Raw genomic sequence first — 24149 nt, 5'->3', positions numbered from 1 at the left:
GTCAACTTCGTCCGCTCGATCAACCCGATCGACGGCTACAACCTGACCCACCCGGCCGAGTACTACAAGGGCGTCAACATGACGCTCGCCGGCCTCGTCTCCACGGCCGCCAACCCCGACCGCGCCCTGAAGAACGCCTGGGAAGCAGCAAAGGGCGACCCCGCCGAATTCATCGGACGCCTCATCCCCGAACTCATCGGCACCAAAGGCGCGGGCGGCCTCAGGACCCTCGCCCGCGCCGGCATGCGCAACGGCATCAAGGAAGGCGTGGAGACAGCGGCACGTAGTGGCGTCGGCGATCCTGCCAAGCCGTCCCGGACCGCGGATGCGGTCGAGCACAAAGGCACGGACCCGGTCGACCTGGCGACCGGCGTGATGTACTTGCCGCAGACGGACATCGCCCTGCCCGGCGCCCTTCCCCTGATCTTCCGCCGCCGCGTTGCCTCCGACTACCGCGCGGGCCGCTGGTTCGGCCCGTCCTGGTCCTCCACCGCAGACCAGCGTCTGGAGATCGACTCCGAGGGTGTCGTCTTCGTGTGCGAGGACGGCCTGCTCCTGTCCTACCCGCATCCCGCTTCGGGCGTTCCGGTCATGCCCAGCCACGGCCCGCGCTGGCCGCTCGATCGCGACACCCACGGCGACTACACCGTCAGCAACCCGGAGACCGGCCGCGTCTGGCACTTCACGACGCGCCACGACGACCTGGCGCTGGTCGCCCAGATCGATGACCGCAACGGCAACTGGATCACCTTCGAGTACGACCAGGCCGACGCCCCCACCTCGATCGTGCACAGCGGCGGCTACCACCTCAAACTCACCACCAGCGAGGGCCGGATCACCGCCTTGCACCTGGCGGGCGGGGCCCGGGACGGCGGAGATCAGGAGATCTTGCGCTACGGCTACACCGACGGCAACCTCACCGCCGTCACCAACTCCTCCGGCCTGCCCCTGCAGTTCACATATGACGAACGCGCCCGGGTCACCTCCTGGACCGACACCAACGGCAGCTCCTACGACTACCTCTACGACGACCGTGACCGGTGCATCGCCGAAGGCGGCGTCGACGGCCACGTAGCGCTGCGGCTCGACTACGGCGGCACCGACCCCGAGACCGGCCTCCGCGTCACCACGACCACTACATCATCGGGAGCGGTCAGCCGATTCGTCATCAACGACGCCCACCAGCTCGTCACAGAGATCGACCCCCTCGGCGCAGTCACCCGCTACGAACGCGACCGCTACAACCGCCTTCTGTCCCGCACCGACCCACTCGGCCGCACCACGCGCTTCGCCTACGACGATGCCGGTCGGCTCACGACGATCCTGCGCCCGGACGGGCGAGAGCTGTCAGCGGAGTACAACGCTCTCGGTCTCCCTGTACGCATCACCAACCCGGACCGGACATCCATCCGCCAGGAATACGACGCACGCGGCAACCGCATCGCCGTCGCCGACCCGACCGGCGCCGTCACGCGCTACACGTTCAACCAGGCCGGCCACGCGACACAAATCACGGACGCACTCGGCAACACCAGCAGTATCCGCAGCAACGCAGCCGGTCTGCCCGTCGAGATCACCGACCCGCTCGGCGCGGTCACCCGCATCGAACGGGACGCCTTCGGCCGCCCGGTCACCCTCACCGAACCGCTCGGTAACGCCACCCGTCTCGCATGGACTCCGGAAGGCAAGCTGGCCCGCCGTACCGAGGCAGACCGCACCGAGCAGTCATGGACGTACGACGGAGAAGGCAACTGCCTCACCCACACCGACGCCATGGGCCAGGTCTCCCGCTTCGACTACACCCACTTCGACCTCATGACCGCCCGCACCGGCCCCGACGGCGTCCGCTACGAATTCACCCACGACCACGAACTCCGCCTCACCCAGGTACTCAACCCCCAGGGCCTGACCTGGAACTACGAATACGACCCAGCCGGCCACCTCATATCCGAGACCGACTTCGACAACCGCACCCTCACCTACACCCGCGACGCAGCGGGCCGCCTCACCTCACGCACCGACGCACTCGGCCAGACCATCCGCTACGAACGCGACGCACTCGACCGCATCGTCCGCAAGGATGCGGCTGGGAAGGTCACCACCTTCGCGTACGACATCTTCGACCAACTTGGAGAGGCGGTTGGCCCGGAGGCGACCATCACACGCCTTCGCGATCGTTACGGCCGCCTCACGTCGGAGACAGTCAACGGCCAAACCATCGCGTACGAGTACGACCGCCTCGGTCGGCGAATCGGCCGGGAGACCCCTAGCGGAGCGATCAGCACCTGGACATACGACGCTACGGGCAGACCTGTCTCGCTCATCACCTCGGGCCGCACGCTCACCTTCGAACATGACGCAGCGGGCCAGGAGATCACTCGCCACATCGGCGAGACCATAACTCTGGCGTCCCAGTTTGACACGTTGGGCCGTCTCACCAGCCAACAGGTGACGGGCGCGGGCCGTAGCATTCAGCGCCGCGACTACACCTACCGGCGTGACGGCAATCTCGTCTCCCTCAGAGACCAGCTGACCGGCACCCGAGCCTTCGACCTCGACCCACTCGGCCGGGTCACCGCCGTCCAAGCGGCAGGCTGGACCGAGCGCTATGCCTACGACGCGGCGGGCAATCAGACCGAGGCATCCTGGCCCACATCTCATCCAGGGCAGGAGGCTACAGGCTTCCGCGCCTACTCCGGCACCGTGATCACCCGTGCCGGAGGCGTCCGCTACGAACACGACGCACTTGGCCGCATCACCCTGCGTCAAAAGCCCCGTCTTTCGCGCAAGCCTGACACCTGGCACTACGAATGGGACGCTGAAGACCGCCTCATGGCTGTCACTACCCCCGACGGCACGCGCTGGTTCTACCGGTACGACCCCTTCGGCCGCCGTGTCGCCAAACAACGACTGGCCCACGACGGCGAAAGCATCCTCGAGCAAGTCGACTTCACCTGGGATGGCACCACTCTCTGCGAACAGACGACTGACGCCCAACGACTGCCCAACCGGGTCACCCTCACGTGGGATCACCACGGCCTGCGTCCGCTCGCTCAGACGGAACGCATACTCGCAACGAATGCTCCACAAGAAGCAATCGACGAACGCTTCTTCGCCATCGTCACCGACCTCATTGGGGCGCCCGCCGAGCTCCTGGACGAGGGGGGAGCCGTCGCCTGGCAGTGCCGCAGGGCGCTGTGGGGTACTACGACGTGGGCTGCCACGAGCACGACCTACACACCTCTCCGCTTCCCGGGCCAATACTTCGACCCTGAAACTGGCCTCCACTACAACGTCAATCGTCACTACGACCCTGAAACAGCTCGGTATCTGACCTCCGACCCCTTGGGCTTGACGCCTGCTCCCAACCCCACCACCTACGTCCAAAACCCCCACACCTGGGCAGATCCACTCGGCCTTTCGCCTTGCCCGGCGGACGCGCCGCAGGAGCGGACGAGACTGGGCAAGGTACAGGAGGGTGTGGAGCGCACGCTGGACAATTCGCTCGACAAGACCACCTACCTGCAGGATGTGGCCAAGAAATACGGCATTAATCTCAGAGGGTCAGGACAGGACATCTCGGTAGTGTTCGACCCTGACCTCGGAAGAGGAGTTCAAGGCGTCACACGAGAACTGGACGGAGGTCGAATAATTCGGGTTGGACCTGACGGAATTTATGACGATGCGACAGCTGCCAACACGATAGCCCACGAACTGAGTCATGCGAGATACTTCCTCAAGCACGGAACCTTTAAGGGGGAAGAGCATGGCCACGCCGATTCGTTGGGCGACGGAACTCCATACGGCTCCGGTAACGCACTGGAAGATTGGATCAACGGAAATCGATGAGCGAAGAACCCACGTGGCATGAGGTCGATCTCGAAAGACGCACCGCCTGGCGTCGCATTTTCAACGATGATTGGCACAATGACGCGCCGGAAGCAGCGTGCCCGGTGTGCTCGAAGTCCACACTGCACCGCTACTACGTGGTGGAAAGTAGTCGTGTAGTGACTTTGCGAGGGGAGTCGTTCGTGGGTCACGGGCGACTTTGGGAGTGGTGCAGCAGTTGCCGCACCTTCGAGTACTACCCAGATGGGTACGTACCTGCCTGGTGGGATGCTCCGTACACAGTTGATCCCAGCCTGCTGCGTTACGATCCGGACCCCATTGAGACTGCTCGGTTCGCTGCCGGGCATCGTTGACCAAGGACAGGTCCACCCGTACCGCTTTTCCGATCGGGCGGGTGGACATGCCCTGTTTCTTCGTCGCCGCGGCGTCCAGGAGAGTGACCACGCAAGCCGCCTATCCATCCCGTGGTGAAGGCCAACTGTAGAGCGAGTACGGGCTCTGACGTGCCAAGGTGGGGAACCGAAGCTGCACGGGTGTCGCTCTATCTGGAAGCGACGGTTCGACATGGGAACCTTGCCGATTCGCTTCGTCCGGAATGCCTCCGCAGATGACGCGTAGCCATGGGCGTACGACCGGGTCGGCCGTTGCAACGAGCTCGCCACATCCGGCTGGCCCTGACCTTTGAGCGCGACGCCTCAGGACAGGAACTGACACGACGTATCGGCACGACAGTCGTGATCAAGCATGCATTTGATGCGATGGGCCGCCTCACCGATCAGGAGGTCACCGCCAACTCGGGTCGCCGCCTGCAGCACCGCGCGTACACCTACCGTGCGGACGGCGGACTCATCGGCATCACCGACGCACTCTCCGGCGCCCGCCGCTTCGACCTGGATGCGGCAGGCCGCGTCACGGCCGTCCATGCGCGGGGCTGGACGGAGCAGCAGTACGCCTATGACGACGCCGGAAACCAGACGGAGGCCTCGTGGCCAGCCACCCGTCCCATGAGTCGACCGGCCCCCGCACCCCAGGACCCCTGGGTCTAGTCCCTGCCCCGAACCCGGCAACGTATGTCAACAATCCGCACACGTGGAGCGACCCAAGAGGACTTTCACCGTGCCTCTTCCACAATCGGATGCCGGACGAACTGGCAGGCGAGCTGGCCGACGCCGAACGTCTGAACGTGCCGGAATCCCCGTCCTCTGACCGTTCCCCTGAAACGCGCGGCTGCCACGGGAGCGGGCGCCGGTTCCTCGGTTCTTCGCTGGAGGACCTGGAACGGTACGTGCTGACACCCGAAGCGGGGGCCTGCTCGCTGGAGCACTGGGAACAGTTGCGTGATTTCGCCGTCCGCGGCATGCAGTCCCGTGGTCTCCCGTACGAAACCAGGCTCCGATGGGGTCGTCTCGCTCTCTCCGCAATCTCAAGAAAGGAGCGGAGCGAGACGCCACAACAGGCGATGGCCGAGTCTGTCCACGTGCGTGCCTGCATGATCCGGGAATTCGGGGTCAGCAACGCGGATGCGGCTCGGGACCTTCCCTCTCTCTGCTCAGAGATCCTGCGGAACGTGGGAGTGTCGCCGGAGGCAGGCGCGCGGCTCGCCGAAGGGTGGAAATCAGCACCGCGGGATCAGATGCTGCAACTGCGCCGGATCAAGAACATGCTGACTCCGCTGCTTCCCCTCCGCGCACTCCTGGAAGGTGACGACCTCGCCTTCCAGGAGACGCGTGCCTGGCTGGAGCTCGTTCCGCGCCTTCCCTGAACGACGCTCGTCATAAGACACAGGGAACCGCCGCCGGGAAGCGTCACGGTGATCTCGGGCACGCGTCGTGCCGGCTTGGACAGGCCTTCGCACGGGCGTGCCGCTCACGCGGCGCTGCAGAACCGGCCGCATCACTGGCGCGGAGGATCGCTCGCTTGGCGTCGGCCGCCGCCTGATCGACCGGGCCGTGTTCGGCTGCCGCTTCTTCGACGACTTCGCGCAGTCGGTCCCGCTCAAGTTGGCGCTGGATGAGGGGCCTTCTTCGGAACCCGGTTGGGCAACCATGGCGTCGAGGGACGTCTGTCGCCACACGTCTGCCACAAACTTCCAGGTCACCGCCCCATCTGCGAGCGACTTCCCAGGGACTTCCCAGGGACTTTCACGTCTGTCCCAGGGAGGTTCCAGGGACTTTCCGCTGTGCAAGCAGGGAAGGCCCTGACAGCGCTGAAAGAGACGAAGGCGCTGGTCAGGGCCCATGTCCTCAGCACTCGATGATGTTCACGGCGAGACCGCCGCGCGCCGTCTCCTTGTACTTCACCGACATGTCCGCCCCGGTCTCCTTCATGGTCTTGATGACCTTGTCGAGCGACACCTTGTGGCTGCCGTCGCCGCGCATCGCCATCCGGGCCGCGGTCACGGCCTTGACCGCCGCCATGCCGTTGCGCTCGATGCACGGGATCTGGACGAGGCCGCCGACCGGGTCGCAGGTCAGGCCCAGGTTGTGCTCCATGCCGATCTCCGCGGCGTTCTCGACCTGCTCGGGGCTGCCGCCGAGCACCTCGGCCAGCGCGCCTGCCGCCATCGAGCAGGCGGAGCCGACCTCGCCCTGGCACCCGACCTCGGCGCCGGAGATGGAGGCGTTCTCCTTGAAGAGCATGCCGATCGCGCCGGCGGCGAGCAGGAAGCGGACCACGCCGTCCTCGTCCGCGCCGGGCACGAAGTTCATGTAGTAGTGCAGGACCGCGGGGATGATGCCTGCGGCGCCGTTGGTCGGGGCGGTGACGACCCGGCCGCCCGCGGCGTTCTCCTCGTTCACGGCCATCGCGTACAGAGTGATCCACTCCATCGCCAGCGCCTGCGGGTCGCCCTCGGAGCGCAGCTTGCGGGCGGTGGTGGCGGCTCGGCGGCGGACCTTGAGGCCGCCCGGCAGGATGCCCTCGCGGGACATGCCGCGGGCCACGCACGCCTGCATCACACGCCAGATCTCCAGCAGCCCCTCGCGGATCTCCTCCTCGGAGCGCCAGGCCGTCTCGTTCTCCAGCATCAGCGCGGAGATCGACAGGCCGGTCTCCTTCGTGAGCCGCAGCAGCTCGTCGCCGGTGCGGAAGGGGTACTTCAGCACGGTGTCGTCGAGCTTGATCCGGTCCTCGCCGACGGCGTCCTCGTCCACGACGAAGCCGCCGCCCACCGAGTAGTACGTCTTCTCCAGGACGGTCGCGCCCTCGGCGTCGTACGCGAAGATCGTCATGCCGTTGGCGTGGTACGGCAGGGCCTTGCGGCGGTGCAGAACCAGATGCTCGTCGAAGTCGAAGTCGATCTCGTGCATGCCGAGCAGATTGATGCGCCGGGCCGACTTGATCCGCTCGACCTGGTCGTCGGCCGTCTCGACGTCGACGGTGCGGGGAGAGTTGCCCTCGAGGCCCAGCAGGACCGCTTTCGGGGTGCCGTGGCCGTGGCCGGTCGCGCCCAGGGAGCCGTAGAGCTCCGCGCGTATCGCGGTGGTGCCGGCGAGCAGGCCCTCGTTCTTGAGGCGGCGGGCGAACATGCGCGCCGCGCGCATCGGGCCGACCGTGTGGGAGCTGGACGGGCCGATGCCGATCGAGAACAGGTCGAAGACCGAGATGGCCACGGGGTACTCCTCAGGTTGGTAGACGCCGTTGTCTGCCGGGGTGGTGCAGATAACTCAGAGCGTGCGGTGCGGGGCACCGCACTCACTGTCCAGTGTGCGCGGTGCCCCGTTTTGTTTTGCTTCGGGCCGAAAGAACTACTTCGTCAGCCCAGGGTAAAGCGGGTGCTTGTCGGCCAGCGCCGTGACCCGGGCACGCAGGCCCGCGGCGTCGTACGACGGCTTCAGCGCCTCGGCGATGATGTCCGCGACCTCGCGGAAGTCATCGGCCTGGAAGCCGCGGGTGGCCAGCGCCGGGGTGCCGATCCGCAGACCCGAGGTGACCATCGGCGGCCGCGGGTCGTTCGGGATCGCGTTGCGGTTGACCGTGATGCCGACCTCGTGGAGACGGTCCTCGGCCTGCTGGCCGTCCAGCTCGGAGTTGCGCAGGTCCACCAGGACCAGGTGCACGTCCGTACCGCCGGACAGCACGGAGACACCGTGCTCGGCCACGTCGGACCGGACGAGACGCTCGGCGAGGATGCGGGCGCCGTCCAGCGTGCGCTGCTGGCGCTCCTTGAAGTCCTCGGAGGCCGCGATCTTGAAGGAGACCGCCTTCGCCGCGATGACGTGCTCGAGCGGGCCGCCCTGCTGGCCGGGGAAGACCGCGGAGTTGATCTTCTTGGCGAGCTCGGCCGTCGACAGGATCACACCGCCGCGCGGACCGCCGAGGGTCTTGTGCGTGGTGGTGGTGACCACATGGGCGTGCGGCACCGGGTTGGGGTGCAGGCCCGCGGCCACCAGGCCCGCGAAGTGGGCCATGTCGACCATCAGGTAGGCACCGACCTCGTCGGCGATCCGGCGGAACGCCGCGAAGTCCAGCTGACGCGGATACGCGGACCAGCCGGCCACGATCAGCTTCGGCTTGGACTCCTTGGCGAGCTTCTCGACCTCTGCCATGTCGACCTGACCGGTCTGCTCGTCCACGTGGTAGGCGACCACGTTGTAGAGCTTGCCGGAGAAGTTGATCTTCATGCCGTGGGTCAGGTGACCGCCGTGGGCCAGGTTCAGGCCCATGATCGTGTCGCCCGGCTTCAGCAGCGCGAACATCGCGGCCGCGTTCGCCTGGGCGCCCGAGTGCGGCTGGACATTGGCGTGCTCGGCGCCGAAGAGCTCCTTGATGCGGTCGATCGCGATCTGCTCGACCACGTCGACGTGCTCACAGCCGCCGTAGTAGCGGCGGCCGGGGTAGCCCTCGGCGTACTTGTTGGTGAGGACGGAGCCCTGGGCCTCCATGACCGCCACCGGAGCGAAGTTCTCCGAGGCGATCATTTCGAGGGTGGACTGCTGACGGTGGAGCTCGGCGTCGACGGCGGCGGCGACGTCCGGGTCCAGCTCATGGAGAGGGGTGTTCAGAAGCGACATCTCTCGGTCCCTACGGGTCGTGTGTCAGCTGGCGAAGTCGGTGTACTCGTCCGCGGAGAGCAGATCCTTCGGCTCCTCGCTGACGCGCACCTTGAAGAGCCAACCGCCCTCGAACGGGGCGGAGTTCACCAGCGACGGGTCGTTGACGACGTCCTCGTTGGTCTCGGTGACCTCACCGGAGACGGGCGAGTACAGGTCGCTGACCGACTTGGTGGACTCCAGCTCTCCGCAGGTGTCACCCGCGGTGACGGTGTCGCCGACCTCGGGGAGCTGGACGTACACCACGTCGCCGAGCGCATTGGCCGCGTGCTCCGTGATGCCGACCGTCGACACGCCGTCCTCGGCGGCCGACAGCCACTCGTGCTCCTTGCTGTAGCGCAGCTGCTGGGGGTTGCTCATGACCTGAATTCTCCTGTACGCGGGGGAGTGCTGGTGAACGAAGAGAGGGTGCGGACGATCACTTCTGGCGCTTGTAGAACGGCAGCGCCACGACCTCGTACGGCTCGTGCGTGCCGCGGATGTCGACACCGACACCCGGCGTACCGGGCTCGGCGTGGACCGCGTCCACGTAGGCGATGGCGATCGGCTTGCCGAGGGTGGGGCTCGGGGCGCCCGACGTGACCTCGCCGACCACCGCTCCGCCGGCCACCACGGACATGCCGGCGCGGGGCACCCGGCGGCCCTCGGCGATCAGGCCGACGAGCTTGCGCGGCGGGTCGGTCTCGGCGCGCTCGGCGGCGGCCTGCAGCGCCTCGCGGCCGACGAAGTCACCGCTCTTCTCGAACTTCACGACCCGGCCGAGCCCCGCGTCGAAGGGGGTCAGCGAGGTGGTCAGCTCATGCCCGTACAGCGGCATGCCCGCCTCCAGGCGCAGCGTGTCCCGGCAGGAGAGACCGCAGGGGATCAGACCGGCCGGGGCGCCCGCCTCGGTCAGCGCCTGCCACAGCTTCTCGGCGTGCTGCGGCTCGACGAACAGCTCGAAGCCGTCCTCGCCCGTGTAGCCCGTACGGGCGATCAGTGCCGGCACGCCGGCGACCGTGCCGGGCAGGCCCGCGTAGTACTTCAGGCCGTCCAGGTCGGCGTCGGTCAGCGACTTCAGGATGCCGGGGGACTCGGGACCCTGGACGGCGATCAGCGCGTACGCGTCACGGTCGTCGCGCACCTCGGCGTCGAAGCCTCCGGCGCGCTCGGTCAGGGCGTCCAGGACGATCTGCGCGTTGCCCGCGTTGGCGACGACCATGTACTCGTTGTCGCCGAGGCGATAGACGATCAGGTCGTCGACGATCCCGCCGCTCTCCTGGCAGATCATCGTGTAGCGGGCGCGGCCGATACCGACGGAGCCGATGTTGCCGACCAGCGCGTAGTCGAGGAGGGCGGCGGCCTGCGGGCCGGTGACGGTGATCTCGCCCATGTGGGAGAGGTCGAAGAGACCGGCCCTGGTACGGACGGCGTTGTGCTCGTCGCGCTCACTGCCGTACCGCAGCGGCATGTCCCAGCCCGCGAAGTCGGTCATGGTCGCGCCCAGCGAGCGGTGCAGGGCGTCGAGAGCGGTCAGACGGGGGGCATTGCTCATGGATGAAGCTCCCAGGGCATGGCGGCGAGGACAATCCTCCCCATCTGTCATCGGAACCTGAGAGGTTCGCCCCGACCCCGCGTACGGGTAGTCGTGACTTGCACCTTGGGTGGAGCCACTCGACAGCGGCTCGCTTTTCAGATCTGCCTCATCGCGCGCGGTACGGGGCCTGAGAGATTCAAGGGAGGATCTTGCTCCTTCGGCGCCCGCCACACCAGGTGGCCGGGACTCTCCCGCGCGGATTCAAGCGGCCGGTATGCAGTTGGCGCGCACATCATTGCACGCATCGGGGAAGAGTGGGCGGTGGCCGGGAAGCGGGTGTGAGGACGCCCGTGTCGCGCCGCCATAAATAGGTTGAGTGGCATTACCATTTCTTTACGCTTTATGGGCAAGGGTGATGGGTGTCCCGAGATGGGGGAGGGTGATGACCTTGCAGCCGTCCGGCGCATATGCCACGTCAGCGGGAGTACCCGCTCAGCCGGCGGTCCCCGTCCGGGGCCGCGGCCAGGCCGGTGCATCCGTCCTGCGCGACCTGAGGCACCGATCGGGGCGCGGTCCGCACAGCCTTGTCTTCGCCGCCGGTGACGTGGTGATCGTCTCCGGTCTGCCCGGCAGCGGAAAGTCCACGCTGATCGAGCGGGCCGCACGCGGTCTCGGGATCGACTCCCAGGACACCCGGGACAGGTGGGACGCCCGTATGCCCCGCCTGCTGCCGTACACGGTGTACCGGCCGTTCGTCCGTATCGCCCACTACGCGGGTCTGCGGCGCGCACTGCGCTCGGGTCGCAGCGTGGTCGTCCACGACTGCGGCACCCAGGCCTGGGTGCGGCGCTGGATCGCCCGCGAGGTGCGCAGACGCGGGACCGGGCTGCATCTCGTACTGCTCGACGTCACCCCGCGGGTGGCCCGCGAGGGCCAGCGTGAGCGTGGTCGCGGCGTCTCCGGCTACGCCTTCGCCCGCCACCGCCGGGCGGTCGCCCGCCTGCTCGCGGCCGCGGAATCGGGCCGGCTCCCGGCCGGCTGCGCCTCGGCGGTGCTGCTGGACCGCGCGGCGGCGGCGGGGCTGACGCGGCTGGGCTTCACCGAGGAGTAGCCGGGCGGGCGGACGGGCGGGTCGGGGCGGACGGGCCGCCGTCGCGTCCGCCTGCGGCGCCCCGTGCTGCACGCAATGTGCGCGGGCCCGGGTCCCGCAGGGTGGGCTCTCGGCCGGCCACCGCGGCCCCGGTCGGTGCGTGAGAAAAGGCCTTGCGTGCCGCGCTGCGCCGCGACGCCTCCTCGGCCGATGCGACCGTCCGGGGGCCTTCCGGCACCCGGACGGGTCGCCGTGGGCCGGGAGGGACCCGTTATCGTCGGGGGCGCGACCCCGGAACGTGCGGGGGAGGACCGGGGGAGAAGGACACGCACATGGAGACTTCGGAGCACACCCACCAGCAGCCGTACAGCGGCTGGCCGGGCAATGAGCTGGAACAGGTGCTCGGCGCCGCGCTGGGCAACCCCGCGGCCGGAGGGCGGCTGGTCGAGGTGCTCGGCCGCAGCCACGTCTGGGTCCCGCTGCCGAGCGGTGGCGGCCCCGACAGCCCGAATCTCGATCTGCCCACCGTGGAGATCGAGGGCGCCCCTTACGTCCCTGTCTTCAGCTCCGAGCAGCAGTTCTTCGCCTGCGTCGGGAGCCATATGTCCTTCACCGTCGCGCCCGCCCGGGAATTCGCGCGCGGGCTGCCCCCGCAGCTCGGCATCGCCGTGAACCCCGGCGGCGCCGTCGGCGTCCCGCTGCCTCCGCCCGCCGTCGCCGAGCTGTGCCGGGTGGGGCGTACCCCGCTCGAGGGGCCTGCCACCGGAGGGAGGGTGCGGCTGTTCGAGCCGGACTGGCAGGAGGAGCCGGTCGACTTCCTCTCGGCCGCCGCCGGAGAGTTCGAGGCGACCGGAATCGTCCTGACCGCCCGCCGTGCCCTCGCCTCCGTCGAGGGGGATGCGCCGGTCCTGTTCATCGGCGTCCAGCTCTCCTCCTTCGAGGGCTCCGACCGCAATGCCCCGATGGACGCGCTCGGCCGTGCGCTGAGCCGGGTACAGCTCGGCTGGCCGGTCAACCTCGTCCTGCTGGACATAGCCCAGGACCCCGTCGGCGACTGGATGCTGGAGCGGGTCCGGCCCTTCTACCAGCGCCGGCACGGGTAGTCGTCAAGTCTGTGTAAGGACTGCGGATTAAGCTGGTTCCATGGCCTGACCGGAGGCCGTGAAGCAGTGCCGATGGCCGGATCGAAGAGGGACACAAGAGGGGCGGAACCAGAGTGAGCGCGTCAGGCACCGCGGCGACCGGGCAGGTCGAGCACATGCTGCGCCAGGTGACTCCCGGACGCTACGACGCGTACGAGGCACTGCTGCGCGCCCTCGCGGACCCCGCGGGCGGCCGGATCTGGATGCTGCTGTGGCACGGTCAGCCCGGATCCCCCGACGCCCAGTACGGAAACATGGACGTCGACGGTGTGGGATACGCGCCGTGCGTCACCTCCGCCCAGGAGCTCGCCGTCTCCGGCTGGAACCGCGCGCACGAGGTGGTCAGCGGACGCGACATCGCCCGTGCGCTGTACCCGGAGCGCTGGGGCATCTGGCTCAATCCGCATGCCCCCGGTGGCGGCGTGGGCATTCCCTGGCTGGACCTGCGCCGTATCGCCACCGGACTCGACCGCATGCCGGCCGGGCCGCTGCGCCTGTCCGAACCGGCGATCGAGATCCCGCAGTTCTACGGGCTGCTGGCGCAGAACGCCCACCGCACCCCCGCGGTCCGCTCGCTCCGCCGCGCCTGGGTGCAGCCCGCGATCGGCGCCGCGTATCTCGCCGTCGGCCTGGACCTCTACGACACCAGCCCGCAGTCCGTGGACGCGGTGCGCGCGATGATGCAGCAGTCGGTCGGCGCGGTCCCGGACGGCCTTCCGGTGTCCACGGTCGCGATGTCCGACGAGTACGACCCGGTCACGATGTGGCTGCGGGCCAACGCACGCCCGTTCTACGACCGTGAGGCCCACGGCGGCGCTCCCGCAGCCGGCGGCTACGGATATCCGCCGCCCGTCGGACGCTGACCACCCTTCGAGACACCCTTCGAACACACACGCCTGAACAGGCACTTATGTCAAGAGTGTTAACAAGCCCGGCAAGGATGTCCCGGAACTGCCCGGTTTGTTGAATGTCCGGGTCTCAGCTAGGTATCACCGCTATCCGGACTGTTCTCCGTGGTGTCTCCGATCTGTAGTGTTCGGCCGTCAAGACCTCACCACATGGCGAACCAGGGGTGGACCCATGCGAATATTCAAGTCCGGCGTTGTCCGGGCGATCACGGCGGCGGTGGCCGTCGGTCTGATCGCGACGGGATGCTCCAGTGAGCGCGGCAAGGACGACAAGGCCGGCGCCAAGGACACCTTCGTCTTCGCCGGTGCCGGTGACCCCGGTTCCCTGGACCCTGCGCTCGCGAGTGACGGTGAGACCTTCCGTGTCACCCGTCAGGCGTTCGAGGCGCTGCTCGAGCACGAGTCCGGCGGCAGCAAGCTCGTCGGTGGTCTCGCCGAGAAGTGGTCGAGCAACCCGGCCGGCACCGTGTGGACGTTCAATCTTCGCAAGGACGTGAAGTTCCACGACGGTGAGGCGTTCAACGCCGCCGCGGTCTGCGCGAACTACGACCACTGGTTCAACTGGAAGGGCACCTACCAGTCCAGCGCGGTCTCGTACTACTGGCAGTCCATCATGGGCGGCTTCGCGAAGAACGAGGACAAGGAAGCGCCGAAGGCGAACTACAAGTCCTGCACCGCGAAGGACGACAGCACCGCTGTCATCGAGATCAACGAGCCCTCGGCCAACCTCCCCGGCGGCTTCTCGCTCCAGGCCCTGGCGATCCACTCGCCCAAGGCCATCAAGGAGTACGAGAAGCAGGACGCGAGCGCCAAGGGTGACGCGATCACGTACCCCAAATACAGCCAGGAGGCCGGCACGGTCGCCGGTACCGGCCCGTACAAGATCGTGAAGTGGAACAAGGGCAACAAGGAAGTCTCGCTCGAGCGCTTCGACGACTACTGGGGCGAGAAGGCCAAGATCAAGAACCTGATCTTCCGTACGATCGACACCGAGGACGGTCGCCGTCAGGCGCTCCGGGCCGGTGACATCGACGGCTACGACCTCGTTGCGCCCGCCGACATCAAGACGCTCGAGGGCGAGGGCTACAAGGTCCCGACCCGTGATGTCTTCAACCTCTTCTACGTCGGTATGACCCAGTCGAAGAACCCGGCGCTGAAGAAGCCCGAGGTCCGGCAGGCCATCGCGCACGCCATCGACCGCGAGAACATCGTCAAGACCCAGCTGCCCGAGGGCGGCAAGGTCGCCACGCAGTTCATGCCCGACACGGTCGCCGGCTTCTCCGAGAACGTGAAGAAGTACGAGTTCGACACGGACAAGGCCAAGCAGCTCCTCAAGGGCGCGGGTGAGGAGAAGCTCAAGATCGAGTTCTGCTACCCGACCGAGGTCACCCGCCCGTACATGCCTGCCCCGCAGGACATGTTCGAGCTGATGAAGGCCGACCTGGAGAAGGCCGGCATCACGGTCACCCCGAAGGCCATGAAGTGGGCCCCGGACTACCTGGACGCCACCGAGGCCGGCTCCTGCGCGCTGCACATGCTCGGCTGGACCGGTGACTTCAACGACGGCTTCAACTTCATCGGGACCTGGTTCGCCGGCGCCGACAAGCAGTGGGGCTTCAAGGACAAGAAGGTCTTCGACTCGGTGAACGCCGCGTCGAAGGTCACCGACCCCGCGGGCCGCGTCGAGGCCTACAAGAAGGCCAACGAGACGATCATGGAGTACCTGCCGGGTCTCCCGATCTCGTCCTCCCCGCCGGCCATCGCGTTCGCCAAGAACGTCAACCCGCCGAACGTCTCCCCGCTGACGCAGGAGAACTTCGCCGAGGTCTCCTTCAAGTAATCGCACACCAGCGGGTCCGCCCGGCCACAGATCCTCGGTGGCCGGGCGGACCCGCATCGACGCACGTGAGAAAGGGGCATGCGGGGTGCTGCGACTCGTCGTAAGAAGACTGCTACAGCTCATTCCCACCCTGCTCGGCCTGTCGGTTCTGCTCTTCCTGTGGCTGAACCGGCTGCCCGGCGGACCCGCCTCAGCGATCCTGGGCGAGCGGGCGACCGAAGCCGAAGTGGCACGAATCAACAGGGCGTTGGGGCTCGACCAGCCCGTCTACGTCCAGTACTGGCGCTTCCTCAAGCGCATCTTCGAACTGGACCTGGGCACGTCCACCCAGACCGGTCAGCCGGTGTGGGAGGAGTTCACCCTGCGCTTCCCGGCGACCGTGGAACTGAGCATCGCCGCGATGCTGATTGCCATCGTTGTCGGCATCCCGCTCGGCTACCTCGCGGCCAAGCGCCGCGGCGGCTGGCTCGATGTCGCATCCGTATCCGGCTCGCTCATAGGCATCTGCATTCCGGTGTTCTTCCTCGCCCTGCTGCTCAAGGGTGTTTTCTCCGAAACGCTGCACCTTTTCCCGAGCTACGGACGGCTCGAGAGCGGCATCAACGCCACCGAGGTCACCGGGTTCGCCGTCCTCGACGGCCTGCTGACCGGTGAGTTCGACGCGAGCTGGGACGCGATCATGCACCTGGTGCTGCCCGCCGTCGCTCTCTCCTCCATCCCGCTCGCCGTCATCGTGCGGATGACCAGGGCCAGCGTCCTGGAGGTGCTGGGCGAGGACTATGTCCGAACCGCCGAGTCCAAGGGCCTCGACAAGCGGGTCGTCCGGGGCCGGCACGTCCTGCGCAACGCGCTGCTGCCTGTCACCACCACGATCGGTCTGCTGACCGGCAGCCTGCTGTCAGGGGCGGTGCTGACCGAGTCGGTGTTCTCCTTCGGTGGTATCGGCTCCTTCATCCGCTCTTCGATCGACGCCCGCGACTACCCGGTGCTCGTCGGGTTCATCCTCTTCATCGCGATGGTGTATGTCCTCATCAACCTGCTGGTCGACCTCGCGTACAGCCTCATCGACCCGAGAGTGCGGGTGAACTGACGTGACGACCATGACCAAGAAGGCCGACAAGATCGACCGGCTGGCCGCGCTGACTCAGAAGACCGAGACGACCTCGGGCGCCAGCCTGTGGCGCGAGGCGATGCGCCGGCTCCGGTCGAGCAAGATGGCCGTCATCGGCGCCGTGATCATCGCGCTGTTCGTCGTGATCGCGATCATCGGGCCGTGGATCGCACCGCACACCCCCACCGCGCAGACCTGGCGCGGCGAGGTGTTCCCCAATCAGGGCAAGTTCGTCGGCATGCGCGGCGAGAACTGGTTCGGCCTCGACCACTTGGGCCGGGACATGTTCTCCCGGATCCTCGTCGGAGCCCGGCAGACCCTGCTGGTCGGTGTCGTCTCGATGCTGATCGGCCTGGTCATCGGTGCGGTCGTCGGTGTCCTTTCCGGCGCGGCCGCGACCCTCGGCGGCCCGGCGGGACAGCGGATCGACACCGTGATCATGCGGATCACCGACATCATGCTCTCGCTGCCGTCGCTGCTGCTGGCCGTCTCGATCGCCGCGGTCATGGGCCAGTCCCTGACCACGGTGATGATCGCCGTCGGTGTCGTCCAGATCCCGATCTTCGCCCGTCTGCTGCGCGGTTCCATGCTGGCCCAGGGCGGCGCGGACTATGTGCTCGCGGCCAAGGCGCTCGGCATTCGGAAGAAGCGGATCGTCCTCACCCAGATCCTGCCGAACTCGCTCAGCCCGGTGATCGTCCAGGCGACCCTCAGCCTCGCCACCGCGATCATCGAGGCCGCTGCCCTGTCCTACCTGGGTCTCGGCAACCCCGACCCGGCCATCCCCGAATGGGGTGTGATGCTCTCCCAGGCGCAGCGGTTCTTCGACAACGAGCCCATGATGTCGGCCTATCCGGCCATCGGCATCATCATCACCGCCCTTGGCTTCACCCTGCTCGGCGAGGCCATGCGCGAAGCCCTCGACCCGAAGCTGCGAGGCTGAAGTCCCATGGCACTGCTCTCTGTTGACGAACTCAGCGTCACCTTCACCGCCAAGGGCCGCAAGGACTCGACGGCCGTGGACGGCGTCTCCTTCGACGTCGACCAGGGCCAGGTCGTCGGCCTGGTGGGCGAGTCCGGCTGCGGCAAGTCCGTGACCTCGCTCGCCCTGATGGGTCTGCTGCCCGGCAAAGGTGTGAAGATCGGCGGACGTGCCGACTTCGACGGCCAGAACCTGCTCGCCATGAGCCCGCGCAAGCTGCGGGACATGCGCGGCAGCCAGCTGGCGATGATCTTCCAGGACCCGCTGTCCTCGCTGAACCCGGTGATCCCCATCGGCATTCAGGTCACCGAGATCCTTCAGCGCCACCGCGGCCTCAAGGGGGAGGCGGCCCGCAAGGAGGCCGCCCATCTGCTGGACCGGGTCGGCATCCCCGACCCCACGCGGCGGCTGAAGGAGTATCCGCACCAGCTGTCCGGCGGTATGCGCCAGCGTGCGCTCATCGCCATGGCGGTCGCCTGTGCGCCGCGCCTGCTGATCGCCGACGAGCCGACCACGGCGCTGGATGTGACCATCCAGGCGCAGATCCTCGAGCTCCTGAAGGAACTGGTCGACCAGGAGGGCACCGCCCTGCTGATGATCACCCATGACCTGGGTGTCGTGGCCGGCCTGTGCGACCAGGTCAATGTGCTGTACGCGGGCCGTGCGGTGGAATCGGCGGGCCGCCGCGAGCTGTTCGCGCACCCCACCCACCCGTACGCGCACGGCCTGCTCGGCTCCATCCCGCGTCTCGACGCACCGCGCGGGGAGCCGCTCAACCCGATCCGCGGATCCATCAACGACAAGATCGCCTGGGCCGACGGCTGTGCCTTCGCGCCCCGCTGCGACTTCTACACGATGGAGTGCCTGACCGGCACACCCGAACTGACCGAACCACGCGCGGCCGGACACCAGGTGCGTTGCGTCAACCCGGTCCTTCCCAAGCCCAAGGCGGAGGTCTCGGCATGAGTCTGCTCGAACTCGACGATGTGAAGGTCCACTTCCCCGTCAAGAAGGGCGTCATCTTCGACCGGACGGTCGGCCATGTGTACGCCGTCGACGGCGTCTCGCTGAGCGTCGAAGCCGGTCAGACGTACGGCCTGGTGGGCGAGTCGGGCTGTGGCAAGACCACCCTGGGCCGTGCCGTACTGAGGCTCGTGGACATCACCGACGGCGAGGTCGTCTTCGACGGTACGGACCTGGCCAAGCTGTCCGACGAGAAGATGCGCTCGTTCCGGCGCCGTCTCCAGATGGTGTTCCAGGACCCGCTGGGCAGTCTCAACCCGCGGCAGAACATCGAGTCGATCCTGTCCGAGGGCATGGCCGCGCACGGCATCGGCGAGAACCAGAAGGACCGGCGGGAGAAGATCAAGGCGATCCTCGCCAAGGTCGGCCTGCCGGACAATGCGCTGTCGCGCTATCCGCACGAGTTCTCCGGCGGGCAGCGCCAGCGCATCGGCATCGCCCGGGCGCTGGTCCTCGAGCCGGACGTGATCATCTGTGACGAGCCGGTGTCGGCACTCGACGTGTCGATCCAGGCGCAGGTGATCAACCTCCTGGAGGAGCTCCAGGAGTCGCTGGGTCTCACCTACCTGGTCATCGCCCATGACCTCGCCGTCGTCCGGCACATCTCGGACGTCATCGGGGTCATGTACCTGGGCGGCCTGGTGGAGGAGGCGCCGAGCGACGCGCTGTACGCCGGGCCGAAGCACCCGTACACCAAGGCGCTGATGTCCGCGGTACCGGTGCCCGACCCGGAGGTCGAGGACCGGCGCGAGCGGATCCTGCTGCACGGCGATCTGCCGTCGCCCGCCAATCCGCCGGCGGGCTGCCGTTTCCACACCCGCTGCCCGTGGGCGCAGGACACGCTGTGCGCGACGGAGCGTCCGACGCTGAAGGACGTGGGCGGCGGCCACAAGGTGGCCTGCCACTTCGCGGCGGAGATCGAGGCCGGGACGGTGGCGCGGACCCGTGCGACGGGTATCGAGGCCGTCACGGCGACGGCGGAGGTCGCGGAGCAGGCCGAGCCGGTGAAGGCCGGGGCCGTCGCCGAGGTCGCCGATGCGGACGAGGACGGGGCGGACGAGAAGTCCGACGCGCAGCCGGTGGGCATCCCGGCCGCCCGGACCGCGGACGACGAGACCGAGCCGGCCGACGCGGTGGGCGAGGAGGGCGCCGCGGCGGAGGCGAAGGACTCGGACGCCGAGTCCGATGCGGAGGCGGACGCCGGGACCGACGTCCCCGAGGCCCCCGCCGGGCAGAGCGCTGAAGGCGCCGGGTCCGAGGAGGCGAAGGACTCCGCCGAGGCCGGCGAGGGAGCTGCCAAGGCCGGGTGAGGACACCTCCCGGCAGTCGGGAGCACCGGACGTTGTAGAACTGTCCGGTGCTCCAAGAACTCTTCACGCCCTCCGTCCAGCATGTGCTCGACCTCATGGGGATCTTCGTCTTCGCGATCTCCGGTGCGCTGCTCGCCGTACGAAAGAACTTCGACGTCTTCGGCATGGCCGTGCTCGCCGAGGTCACGGCGCTGGGCGGAGGGATGCTGCGTGACCTGATCATCGGGGCCGTACCGCCCGCTGCCTTCACCGATCTCGGGTACTTCGTCACGCCCCTGGTCGCGACCGCGCTGGTCTTCTTCCTGCACCCGCAGGTCGAGCGCATCCAGGTGGGCGTCAATGTCTTCGACGCGGCGGGCCTCGGGCTGTTCTGCGTCACCGGCACGACCAAGGCGTACGAGTACGGGCTCGGGCTCACCGCCTCCGCGGGGCTGGGTCTGGCCACGGCGGTCGGCGGAGGTGTGCTGCGCGATGTGCTGGCAAACGAGGTGCCGTCACTGCTGCGCTGGGACCGCGACCTCTATGCCGTGCCCGCGATGGTCGGCGCGACCATGGTCGTCCTGTGCATCCAGTTCGATGTGCTGAACGCCGCGACGAGCGGGTTCGCGGTGGTGACGGCGTTCGTGCTGCGACTGCTGGCGATGCGGTTCCACTGGCGGGCGCCGCGGGCGTGGAACAGGCGCTCACAGGCGGTCGAGGAGACACCCTGAGCCTTCCTTGAGTCCCCAGGAAAAAGCTACCGCTCAGTAATTTCCTGTTGTACCGTACCGCCATGGCACAGGCAGTTCAGGCACGTATCGGTGACAGCGAGTTCGACCGCGACACGGCTGTCGCCCTGCGTGAGACGGGCATCTACGACGCGGACCTCTCGGCCGGCTGGACGATCATCCACGCCGTGAACGGCGGCTATCTGCTGGCGCTGCTGGGCCGGGCGCTGGGCGACGCGCTGCCGCACCCGGACCCCTTCACCGTCTCCGCGCACTACCTCACGGCCTCCCAGCCGGGCCCCGCGGTCATCCGTACCGAAGTCGTCCGGACCGGCCGCACGCTCTCCACCGGCCAGGCCTCGCTCTTCCAGTACGCCGAGGACGGCACGGAGGTCGAGCGCATCCGCGTCCTCGCCACCTACGGCGACCTCGACGCGCTGCCCGAGGAGGTGCACACCACGGCGCAGCCGCCGGCGATCCCGCCGCTCGAGCACTGCCTCGGTCCCAAGGACGGACCCGCCGCGATACCGGGCAGCTCCGCGATCACCGAGCGCCTGAGCATCAAGCTGGACCCGGCCACGGTGGGCTGGGCGGTCGGCGCTCCGTCGGGCAAGGGTGAGATGCGCGGCTGGTTCGGGCTGGCGGACGGACGTGACGCGGACCCGCTCTCACTGCTGCTGACCGTTGACGCGCTGCCGCCGACCTCGTTCGAACTCGGCCTCAAGGGCTGGACCCCGACGGTGGAGCTGACCACGCACATCCGCTGCCGCCCGGCCCCGGGGCCCTTGCGGGTCTCGATCACGACTCGCAACCTCGCGGGCGGGTTCCTCGAGGAGGACGCGGAGGTGTGGGACTCGGCGGACCGTCTGGTGGCCCAGTCGCGTCAGCTGGCCAAGGCGCCGCGCACCACCTGATCCCCGGTCCGGAGTCCGATCTCCGGTCCGGGGGGTCGGCCCCGGACCGGTCTCTCCACCCCGGGCGCATCTGCGCCCGGGGTGTTCGCGTACGCGTTCCGGGTGTTCCGCGCGCCGGGAGCGCCGTGACGTTGCCCGCGTCGTTCCCGCGGGCCGGGGTGCGGCTTCGGGTGGGGCGCGTTCAGTCCAGCCAGTGGATGCGGCCCAGACCCACCAGGCGCAGCTGTCGCCGGGCCAGTGAGCTGATCCGCTCCTCGCCCTCCGGCCCCGCCTCCAGCAGCGCCGAGGCCGTCATCACCATGTGGTCGACGTAGACGCCCGCGAGCATCTGCAGATCCTCCGCGCTCCACCCGGCCATCTCCGGGCGCTGGGCGAACGCCGCGGCCACCTCGTCCGCGAACCGCCGCAACTGCTCGCCGATCGCCTCGCGGACCGGCGCCACACCGCCGTGGCGCTCCCTGGCGACGAAGCGGACATGGGCCGGCGAGGTGCGGACCAGGTCGGCGATCAGCGCCACCGTCCGGTCGATGCGGGCCCCGTCACCGTCTTCCTTGAGCGCCTCGCCGATCGTGAGATGCAGGCTGCCCAGCGCCTCCTCGACGAGCGCGACGCCGAGGTCGGCCATGTCCCTGAAGTGCCGGTAGAACGCGGTCGGCGCGACGCCCACGGCCCGGGTGACCTCCCGCAGTCCGACGCTGCTCAGGCTCTGCTCCTCCAGGAGCTGGAGCGCCGCGTCCAGCAGGGCCTGGCGGGTCTTCTGCTTCTGGGCCTGACGGATGCCGAGGGTGTGACTCATGGCATTCAGTAAACATCCGTTCTCCGAGGAAAGGAAGGGTAGACTCCTGAGTCAGTGAACACATGTACTCGCAAGTGTTCACCGAAAGATCGCCAGAGTTCACCCCCGTTCCACTCAGCGAAAGGACGACACATGATGGCCCTCGTCGCAGCGCTCCTCCTGATGGGGATCATGCTGGGCGCCGTGGTCCAACTCCCCGCCTCCGCCACCCTGGTGGCCACGGCAGTCATCGGCTGCTGGCTGCTCGTCTTCGCCGTGCGCGAGCGTCGCGCCCGGCGCAACTGATCCCGGACGGAGCCGAACTGCCATGCAGGACACCACACTCGTACGCGGCGACACCGACGCCCAGGTCCGTGCGGCACGCAAGGACGCCGACGGTATGGCCATCGCGGCCTTCCTGCTCGGACTCGTCGGCCTGCTCGTCATGAACATCGTGCTCGGCCCGACCGCGATCGTGCTTGCCGCACTCGCCCTGTGGCGCGGTACGGCCCGCCGCGGACGTGCTCTGCTCGGGCTCGCCCTCGGTATCGCCGACCTCGTCGTGCTCGCCGTCCTGGTGACCGTGAACGGCGCGGTCGTCTGGGGCTTCGGAGCCTGAACCGGGTCCGACGCGGCGCGGCATCGGAGCCGCTGCCACCACCCAGGGGCGCACGCAGGACGACCGTGCACCCCTGCGCCGCGGCCGCGCCCCGGCAGGGCTCGTAGAATCGTGGCCACCATGGCTTACCTCGACCACGCCGCGACCACTCCGATGCTTCCGGAGGCCGTCGAGGCGATGACCGCCCAGCTCGCCGTCACCGGCAACGCCTCGGCCCTGCACGCCGCCGGGCGCCGGGCCCGTCGCACCGTCGAGGAGGCCCGCGAGACGCTCGCCGACGCACTCGGCGCACGGCCCAGCGAGGTCGTCTTCACCTCCGGCGGCACCGAGGCCGACAACCTCGCCGTGAAGGGGCTGTACTGGGCCCGCCGGGACGCAGAGCCCGCCCGGACCCGTGTACTGGTCAGTCCCGTGGAGCACCATGCCGTACTCGACGCGGTGGACTGGCTCGGCGAACACGAGGGCGCGACCGTCGAACATCTGCCGGTGGACGCGTACGGCAGGGTGCACCCCGAGGCGCTGCGTGAGGCCATCGAGCGCAACCCCGACGACGTGGCGTTCGCCACCGTGATGTGGGCCAACAACGAAATCGGCACCGTCATGCCGGTGGCCGAACTCTCCGCCGTTGCAGCTGAGTTCGACGTCCCGTTGCACGCCGACGCCGTCCAGGCCTTCGGTCAGCTCGAGGTCGACTTCGCCGCCTCCGGCCTCGCCGCCATGACCGTGTCCGGTCACAAGATCGGCGGCCCGTACGGCATCGGCGCACTGCTGCTCGGCAGGGAGTACACCCCCGTTCCGGTACTGCACGGTGGCGGCCAGGAGCGGCACGTACGCTCGGGCACCCTCGACGCGCCCGCGATCGCCGCCTTCGCGGCGGCCGGCAGCATCGCCGCGGAGCGCCGCGGCGACTTCGCCCGCGACATCGGCGGGCTCCGCGACGAGCTGGTCCGGGTCGTGCGCGAGGCCGTGCCGGAGGCGATCCTCGGCGGCGACCCGGTGGACCGGCTGCCCGCCAACGCCCACTTCACCTTCCCCGGCTGCGAGGGCGACTCGCTGCTGCTGCTGCTCGACGCCCAGGGCATCGAATGCTCGACCGGCTCCGCCTGCACGGCCGGCATCGCCCAGCCGAGCCACGTGCTGCTGGCCACCGGCACCGACCCGGACCTGGCCCGCGGCACGCTGCGGTTCAGCCTCGGCCACACCTCCACCAAGGCGGATGTGGACGCGGTGGCACAGGTGATCGGCCCGGCGGTCGAGAGGGCGCGCACGGCAGGACTCAGCTAGGGGCTGTCCCTAGTTGTTCTGTCCACGG

General features: G+C 68.4%; 20 protein-coding genes, 1 pseudogene and 1 riboswitch. Of the genes and pseudogenes, 16 read left to right on the top strand and 5 right to left on the bottom strand.

The genetic code is table 11. From position 1 onward, the window contains the following. The 3 genes and pseudogenes from ABZ208_RS35105 to ABZ208_RS35095 all read left to right on the top strand — a co-directional run. A pseudogene (locus ABZ208_RS35105) lies at positions 1-3432 on the top strand (DUF6531 domain-containing protein); the annotation flags it as partial. 1151 nt (positions 3433-4583) lie between these two features. Next, positions 4584-4895, top strand: coding sequence for a hypothetical protein (locus ABZ208_RS35100; RefSeq protein ID WP_356913492.1), 312 nt, complete (start codon positions 4584-4586; stop codon positions 4893-4895). Between the two features lie 89 nt (positions 4896-4984). Continuing rightward, positions 4985-5611 carry a hypothetical protein gene (locus tag ABZ208_RS35095; RefSeq protein WP_356913491.1) on the top strand — a complete coding sequence of 209 codons (627 nt, stop codon included), beginning with the start codon at positions 4985-4987 and terminating at the stop codon, positions 5609-5611. A 481-nt stretch (positions 5612-6092) separates the two neighbouring features. Here ABZ208_RS35095 and ABZ208_RS35090 read toward each other — a convergent pair whose 3' ends face one another. The 4 genes from ABZ208_RS35090 to gcvT all read right to left on the bottom strand — a co-directional run bounded on the left by ABZ208_RS35090 (position 6093) and on the right by gcvT (position 10434). Then, positions 6093-7460 (bottom strand): L-serine ammonia-lyase, encoded by a 1368-nt coding sequence (locus ABZ208_RS35090; protein ID WP_356913490.1) that lies wholly within the window; start codon positions 7458-7460, stop codon positions 6093-6095. A 135-nt stretch (positions 7461-7595) separates the two neighbouring features. Beyond that, a complete protein-coding gene (gene glyA, locus ABZ208_RS35085; RefSeq protein WP_356913489.1) occupies positions 7596-8861 on the bottom strand; it encodes a serine hydroxymethyltransferase in 1266 nt (421 codons plus the stop codon). Between the two features lie 24 nt (positions 8862-8885). After that, a complete protein-coding gene (gcvH, locus tag ABZ208_RS35080; protein ID WP_328396192.1) occupies positions 8886-9260 on the bottom strand; it encodes a glycine cleavage system protein GcvH in 375 nt (124 codons plus the stop codon). 58 nt (positions 9261-9318) lie between these two features. Further along, positions 9319-10434: a glycine cleavage system aminomethyltransferase GcvT gene (gcvT, locus tag ABZ208_RS35075; protein WP_356913488.1), complete on the bottom strand. Its 1116-nt coding sequence runs from the start codon at positions 10432-10434 to the stop codon at positions 9319-9321. A gap of 148 nt (positions 10435-10582) precedes the next feature. Continuing rightward, positions 10583-10680, bottom strand: a riboswitch (glycine riboswitch). Between the two features lie 178 nt (positions 10681-10858). Here gcvT and ABZ208_RS35070 point away from each other — a divergent pair. The 10 genes from ABZ208_RS35070 to ABZ208_RS35025 all read left to right on the top strand — a co-directional run bounded on the left by ABZ208_RS35070 (position 10859) and on the right by ABZ208_RS35025 (position 21443). After that, the gene (locus ABZ208_RS35070; protein ID WP_356913487.1) at positions 10859-11527 is read left to right on the top strand and encodes an AAA family ATPase; all 669 of its coding nucleotides are present in this window, start codon (positions 10859-10861) and stop codon (positions 11525-11527) included. Positions 11528-11838: 311 nt separating this feature from the next. Continuing rightward, entirely contained in the window at positions 11839-12609 is a 771-nt protein-coding gene (locus ABZ208_RS35065; RefSeq protein WP_356913486.1) for an enhanced serine sensitivity protein SseB, read from the top strand. Between the two features lie 113 nt (positions 12610-12722). Then, the gene (locus ABZ208_RS35060; protein WP_356913485.1) at positions 12723-13511 is read left to right on the top strand and encodes an enhanced serine sensitivity protein SseB C-terminal domain-containing protein; all 789 of its coding nucleotides are present in this window, start codon (positions 12723-12725) and stop codon (positions 13509-13511) included. Positions 13512-13728: 217 nt separating this feature from the next. After that, positions 13729-15396: an ABC transporter substrate-binding protein gene (locus tag ABZ208_RS35055; RefSeq protein ID WP_356913484.1), complete on the top strand. Its 1668-nt coding sequence runs from the start codon at positions 13729-13731 to the stop codon at positions 15394-15396. Between the two features lie 85 nt (positions 15397-15481). Next, entirely contained in the window at positions 15482-16486 is a 1005-nt protein-coding gene (locus ABZ208_RS35050) for an ABC transporter permease (protein ID WP_356913483.1), read from the top strand. Between the two features lies 1 nt (position 16487). After that, on the top strand, positions 16488-17450 hold the full coding sequence (locus ABZ208_RS35045) for an ABC transporter permease (protein ID WP_356913482.1): 963 nt from the start codon (positions 16488-16490) through the stop codon (positions 17448-17450). A gap of 6 nt (positions 17451-17456) precedes the next feature. Further along, on the top strand, positions 17457-18455 hold the full coding sequence (locus tag ABZ208_RS35040; RefSeq protein WP_356913481.1) for an ABC transporter ATP-binding protein: 999 nt from the start codon (positions 17457-17459) through the stop codon (positions 18453-18455). After that, entirely contained in the window at positions 18452-19822 is a 1371-nt protein-coding gene (locus ABZ208_RS35035; RefSeq protein WP_356913480.1) for an oligopeptide/dipeptide ABC transporter ATP-binding protein, read from the top strand. The genes ABZ208_RS35040 and ABZ208_RS35035 overlap by 4 nt, the downstream gene beginning before the upstream one ends. Before the next feature lie 47 nt (positions 19823-19869). Beyond that, positions 19870-20532, top strand: a complete 663-nt coding sequence (locus tag ABZ208_RS35030; RefSeq protein ID WP_356913479.1) for a trimeric intracellular cation channel family protein — start codon at positions 19870-19872, stop codon at positions 20530-20532. 62 nt (positions 20533-20594) lie between these two features. Then, complete coding sequence (locus ABZ208_RS35025; protein ID WP_356913478.1) at positions 20595-21443, top strand: thioesterase family protein; 849 nt, start codon at positions 20595-20597, stop codon at positions 21441-21443. A gap of 181 nt (positions 21444-21624) precedes the next feature. Here the strand turns inward: ABZ208_RS35025 and ABZ208_RS35020 are convergent, their stop codons facing one another. Continuing rightward, the gene (locus tag ABZ208_RS35020) at positions 21625-22239 is read right to left on the bottom strand and encodes a TetR family transcriptional regulator (RefSeq protein ID WP_356913477.1); all 615 of its coding nucleotides are present in this window, start codon (positions 22237-22239) and stop codon (positions 21625-21627) included. Positions 22240-22371: 132 nt separating this feature from the next. Here ABZ208_RS35020 and ABZ208_RS35015 point away from each other — a divergent pair, with 132 nt between their 5' ends. The 3 genes from ABZ208_RS35015 to ABZ208_RS35005 all read left to right on the top strand — a co-directional run bounded on the left by ABZ208_RS35015 (position 22372) and on the right by ABZ208_RS35005 (position 24121). Next, positions 22372-22524, top strand: coding sequence for a hypothetical protein (locus ABZ208_RS35015; RefSeq protein ID WP_356913476.1), 153 nt, complete (start codon positions 22372-22374; stop codon positions 22522-22524). Positions 22525-22546: 22 nt separating this feature from the next. Then, positions 22547-22837, top strand: a complete 291-nt coding sequence (locus tag ABZ208_RS35010; protein WP_356913475.1) for a DUF4190 domain-containing protein — start codon at positions 22547-22549, stop codon at positions 22835-22837. A 120-nt stretch (positions 22838-22957) separates the two neighbouring features. After that, positions 22958-24121, top strand: coding sequence for a cysteine desulfurase family protein (locus ABZ208_RS35005; protein ID WP_356913474.1), 1164 nt, complete (start codon positions 22958-22960; stop codon positions 24119-24121). Positions 24122-24149: the final 28 nt, after the last annotated feature.

Source organism: Streptomyces sp. NPDC006208 (assembly GCF_040613775.1).
Lineage (GTDB): Bacteria > Actinomycetota > Actinomycetes > Streptomycetales > Streptomycetaceae > Streptomyces.
Note: the sequence above shows the minus strand (reverse complement) of the source record. Positions and strands in the feature narration are given on the sequence as shown.

Excerpts from the sequence above, each read along its gene's own strand:
- ABZ208_RS35015 (WP_356913476.1), top strand. The coding sequence starts at position 22,372 with ATGATGGCCCTCGTCGCAGCGCTCCTCCTGATGGGGATCATGCTGGGC.
- gcvT (WP_356913488.1), bottom strand. The coding sequence starts at position 10,434 with ATGAGCAATGCCCCCCGTCTGACCGCTCTCGACGCCCTGCACCGCTCG.
- gcvH (WP_328396192.1), bottom strand. The coding sequence starts at position 9,260 with ATGAGCAACCCCCAGCAGCTGCGCTACAGCAAGGAGCACGAGTGGCTG.
- ABZ208_RS35035 (WP_356913480.1), top strand. The coding sequence starts at position 18,452 with ATGAGTCTGCTCGAACTCGACGATGTGAAGGTCCACTTCCCCGTCAAG.
- ABZ208_RS35065 (WP_356913486.1), top strand. The coding sequence starts at position 11,839 with ATGGAGACTTCGGAGCACACCCACCAGCAGCCGTACAGCGGCTGGCCG.
- ABZ208_RS35040 (WP_356913481.1), top strand. The coding sequence starts at position 17,457 with ATGGCACTGCTCTCTGTTGACGAACTCAGCGTCACCTTCACCGCCAAG.
- ABZ208_RS35025 (WP_356913478.1), top strand. The coding sequence starts at position 20,595 with ATGGCACAGGCAGTTCAGGCACGTATCGGTGACAGCGAGTTCGACCGC.
- ABZ208_RS35055 (WP_356913484.1), top strand. The coding sequence starts at position 13,729 with ATGCGAATATTCAAGTCCGGCGTTGTCCGGGCGATCACGGCGGCGGTG.
- ABZ208_RS35070 (WP_356913487.1), top strand. The coding sequence starts at position 10,859 with ATGACCTTGCAGCCGTCCGGCGCATATGCCACGTCAGCGGGAGTACCC.
- ABZ208_RS35095 (WP_356913491.1), top strand. The coding sequence starts at position 4,985 with ATGCCGGACGAACTGGCAGGCGAGCTGGCCGACGCCGAACGTCTGAAC.
- ABZ208_RS35020 (WP_356913477.1), bottom strand. The coding sequence starts at position 22,239 with ATGAGTCACACCCTCGGCATCCGTCAGGCCCAGAAGCAGAAGACCCGC.
- glyA (WP_356913489.1), bottom strand. The coding sequence starts at position 8,861 with ATGTCGCTTCTGAACACCCCTCTCCATGAGCTGGACCCGGACGTCGCC.
- ABZ208_RS35005 (WP_356913474.1), top strand. The coding sequence starts at position 22,958 with ATGGCTTACCTCGACCACGCCGCGACCACTCCGATGCTTCCGGAGGCC.
- ABZ208_RS35010 (WP_356913475.1), top strand. The coding sequence starts at position 22,547 with ATGCAGGACACCACACTCGTACGCGGCGACACCGACGCCCAGGTCCGT.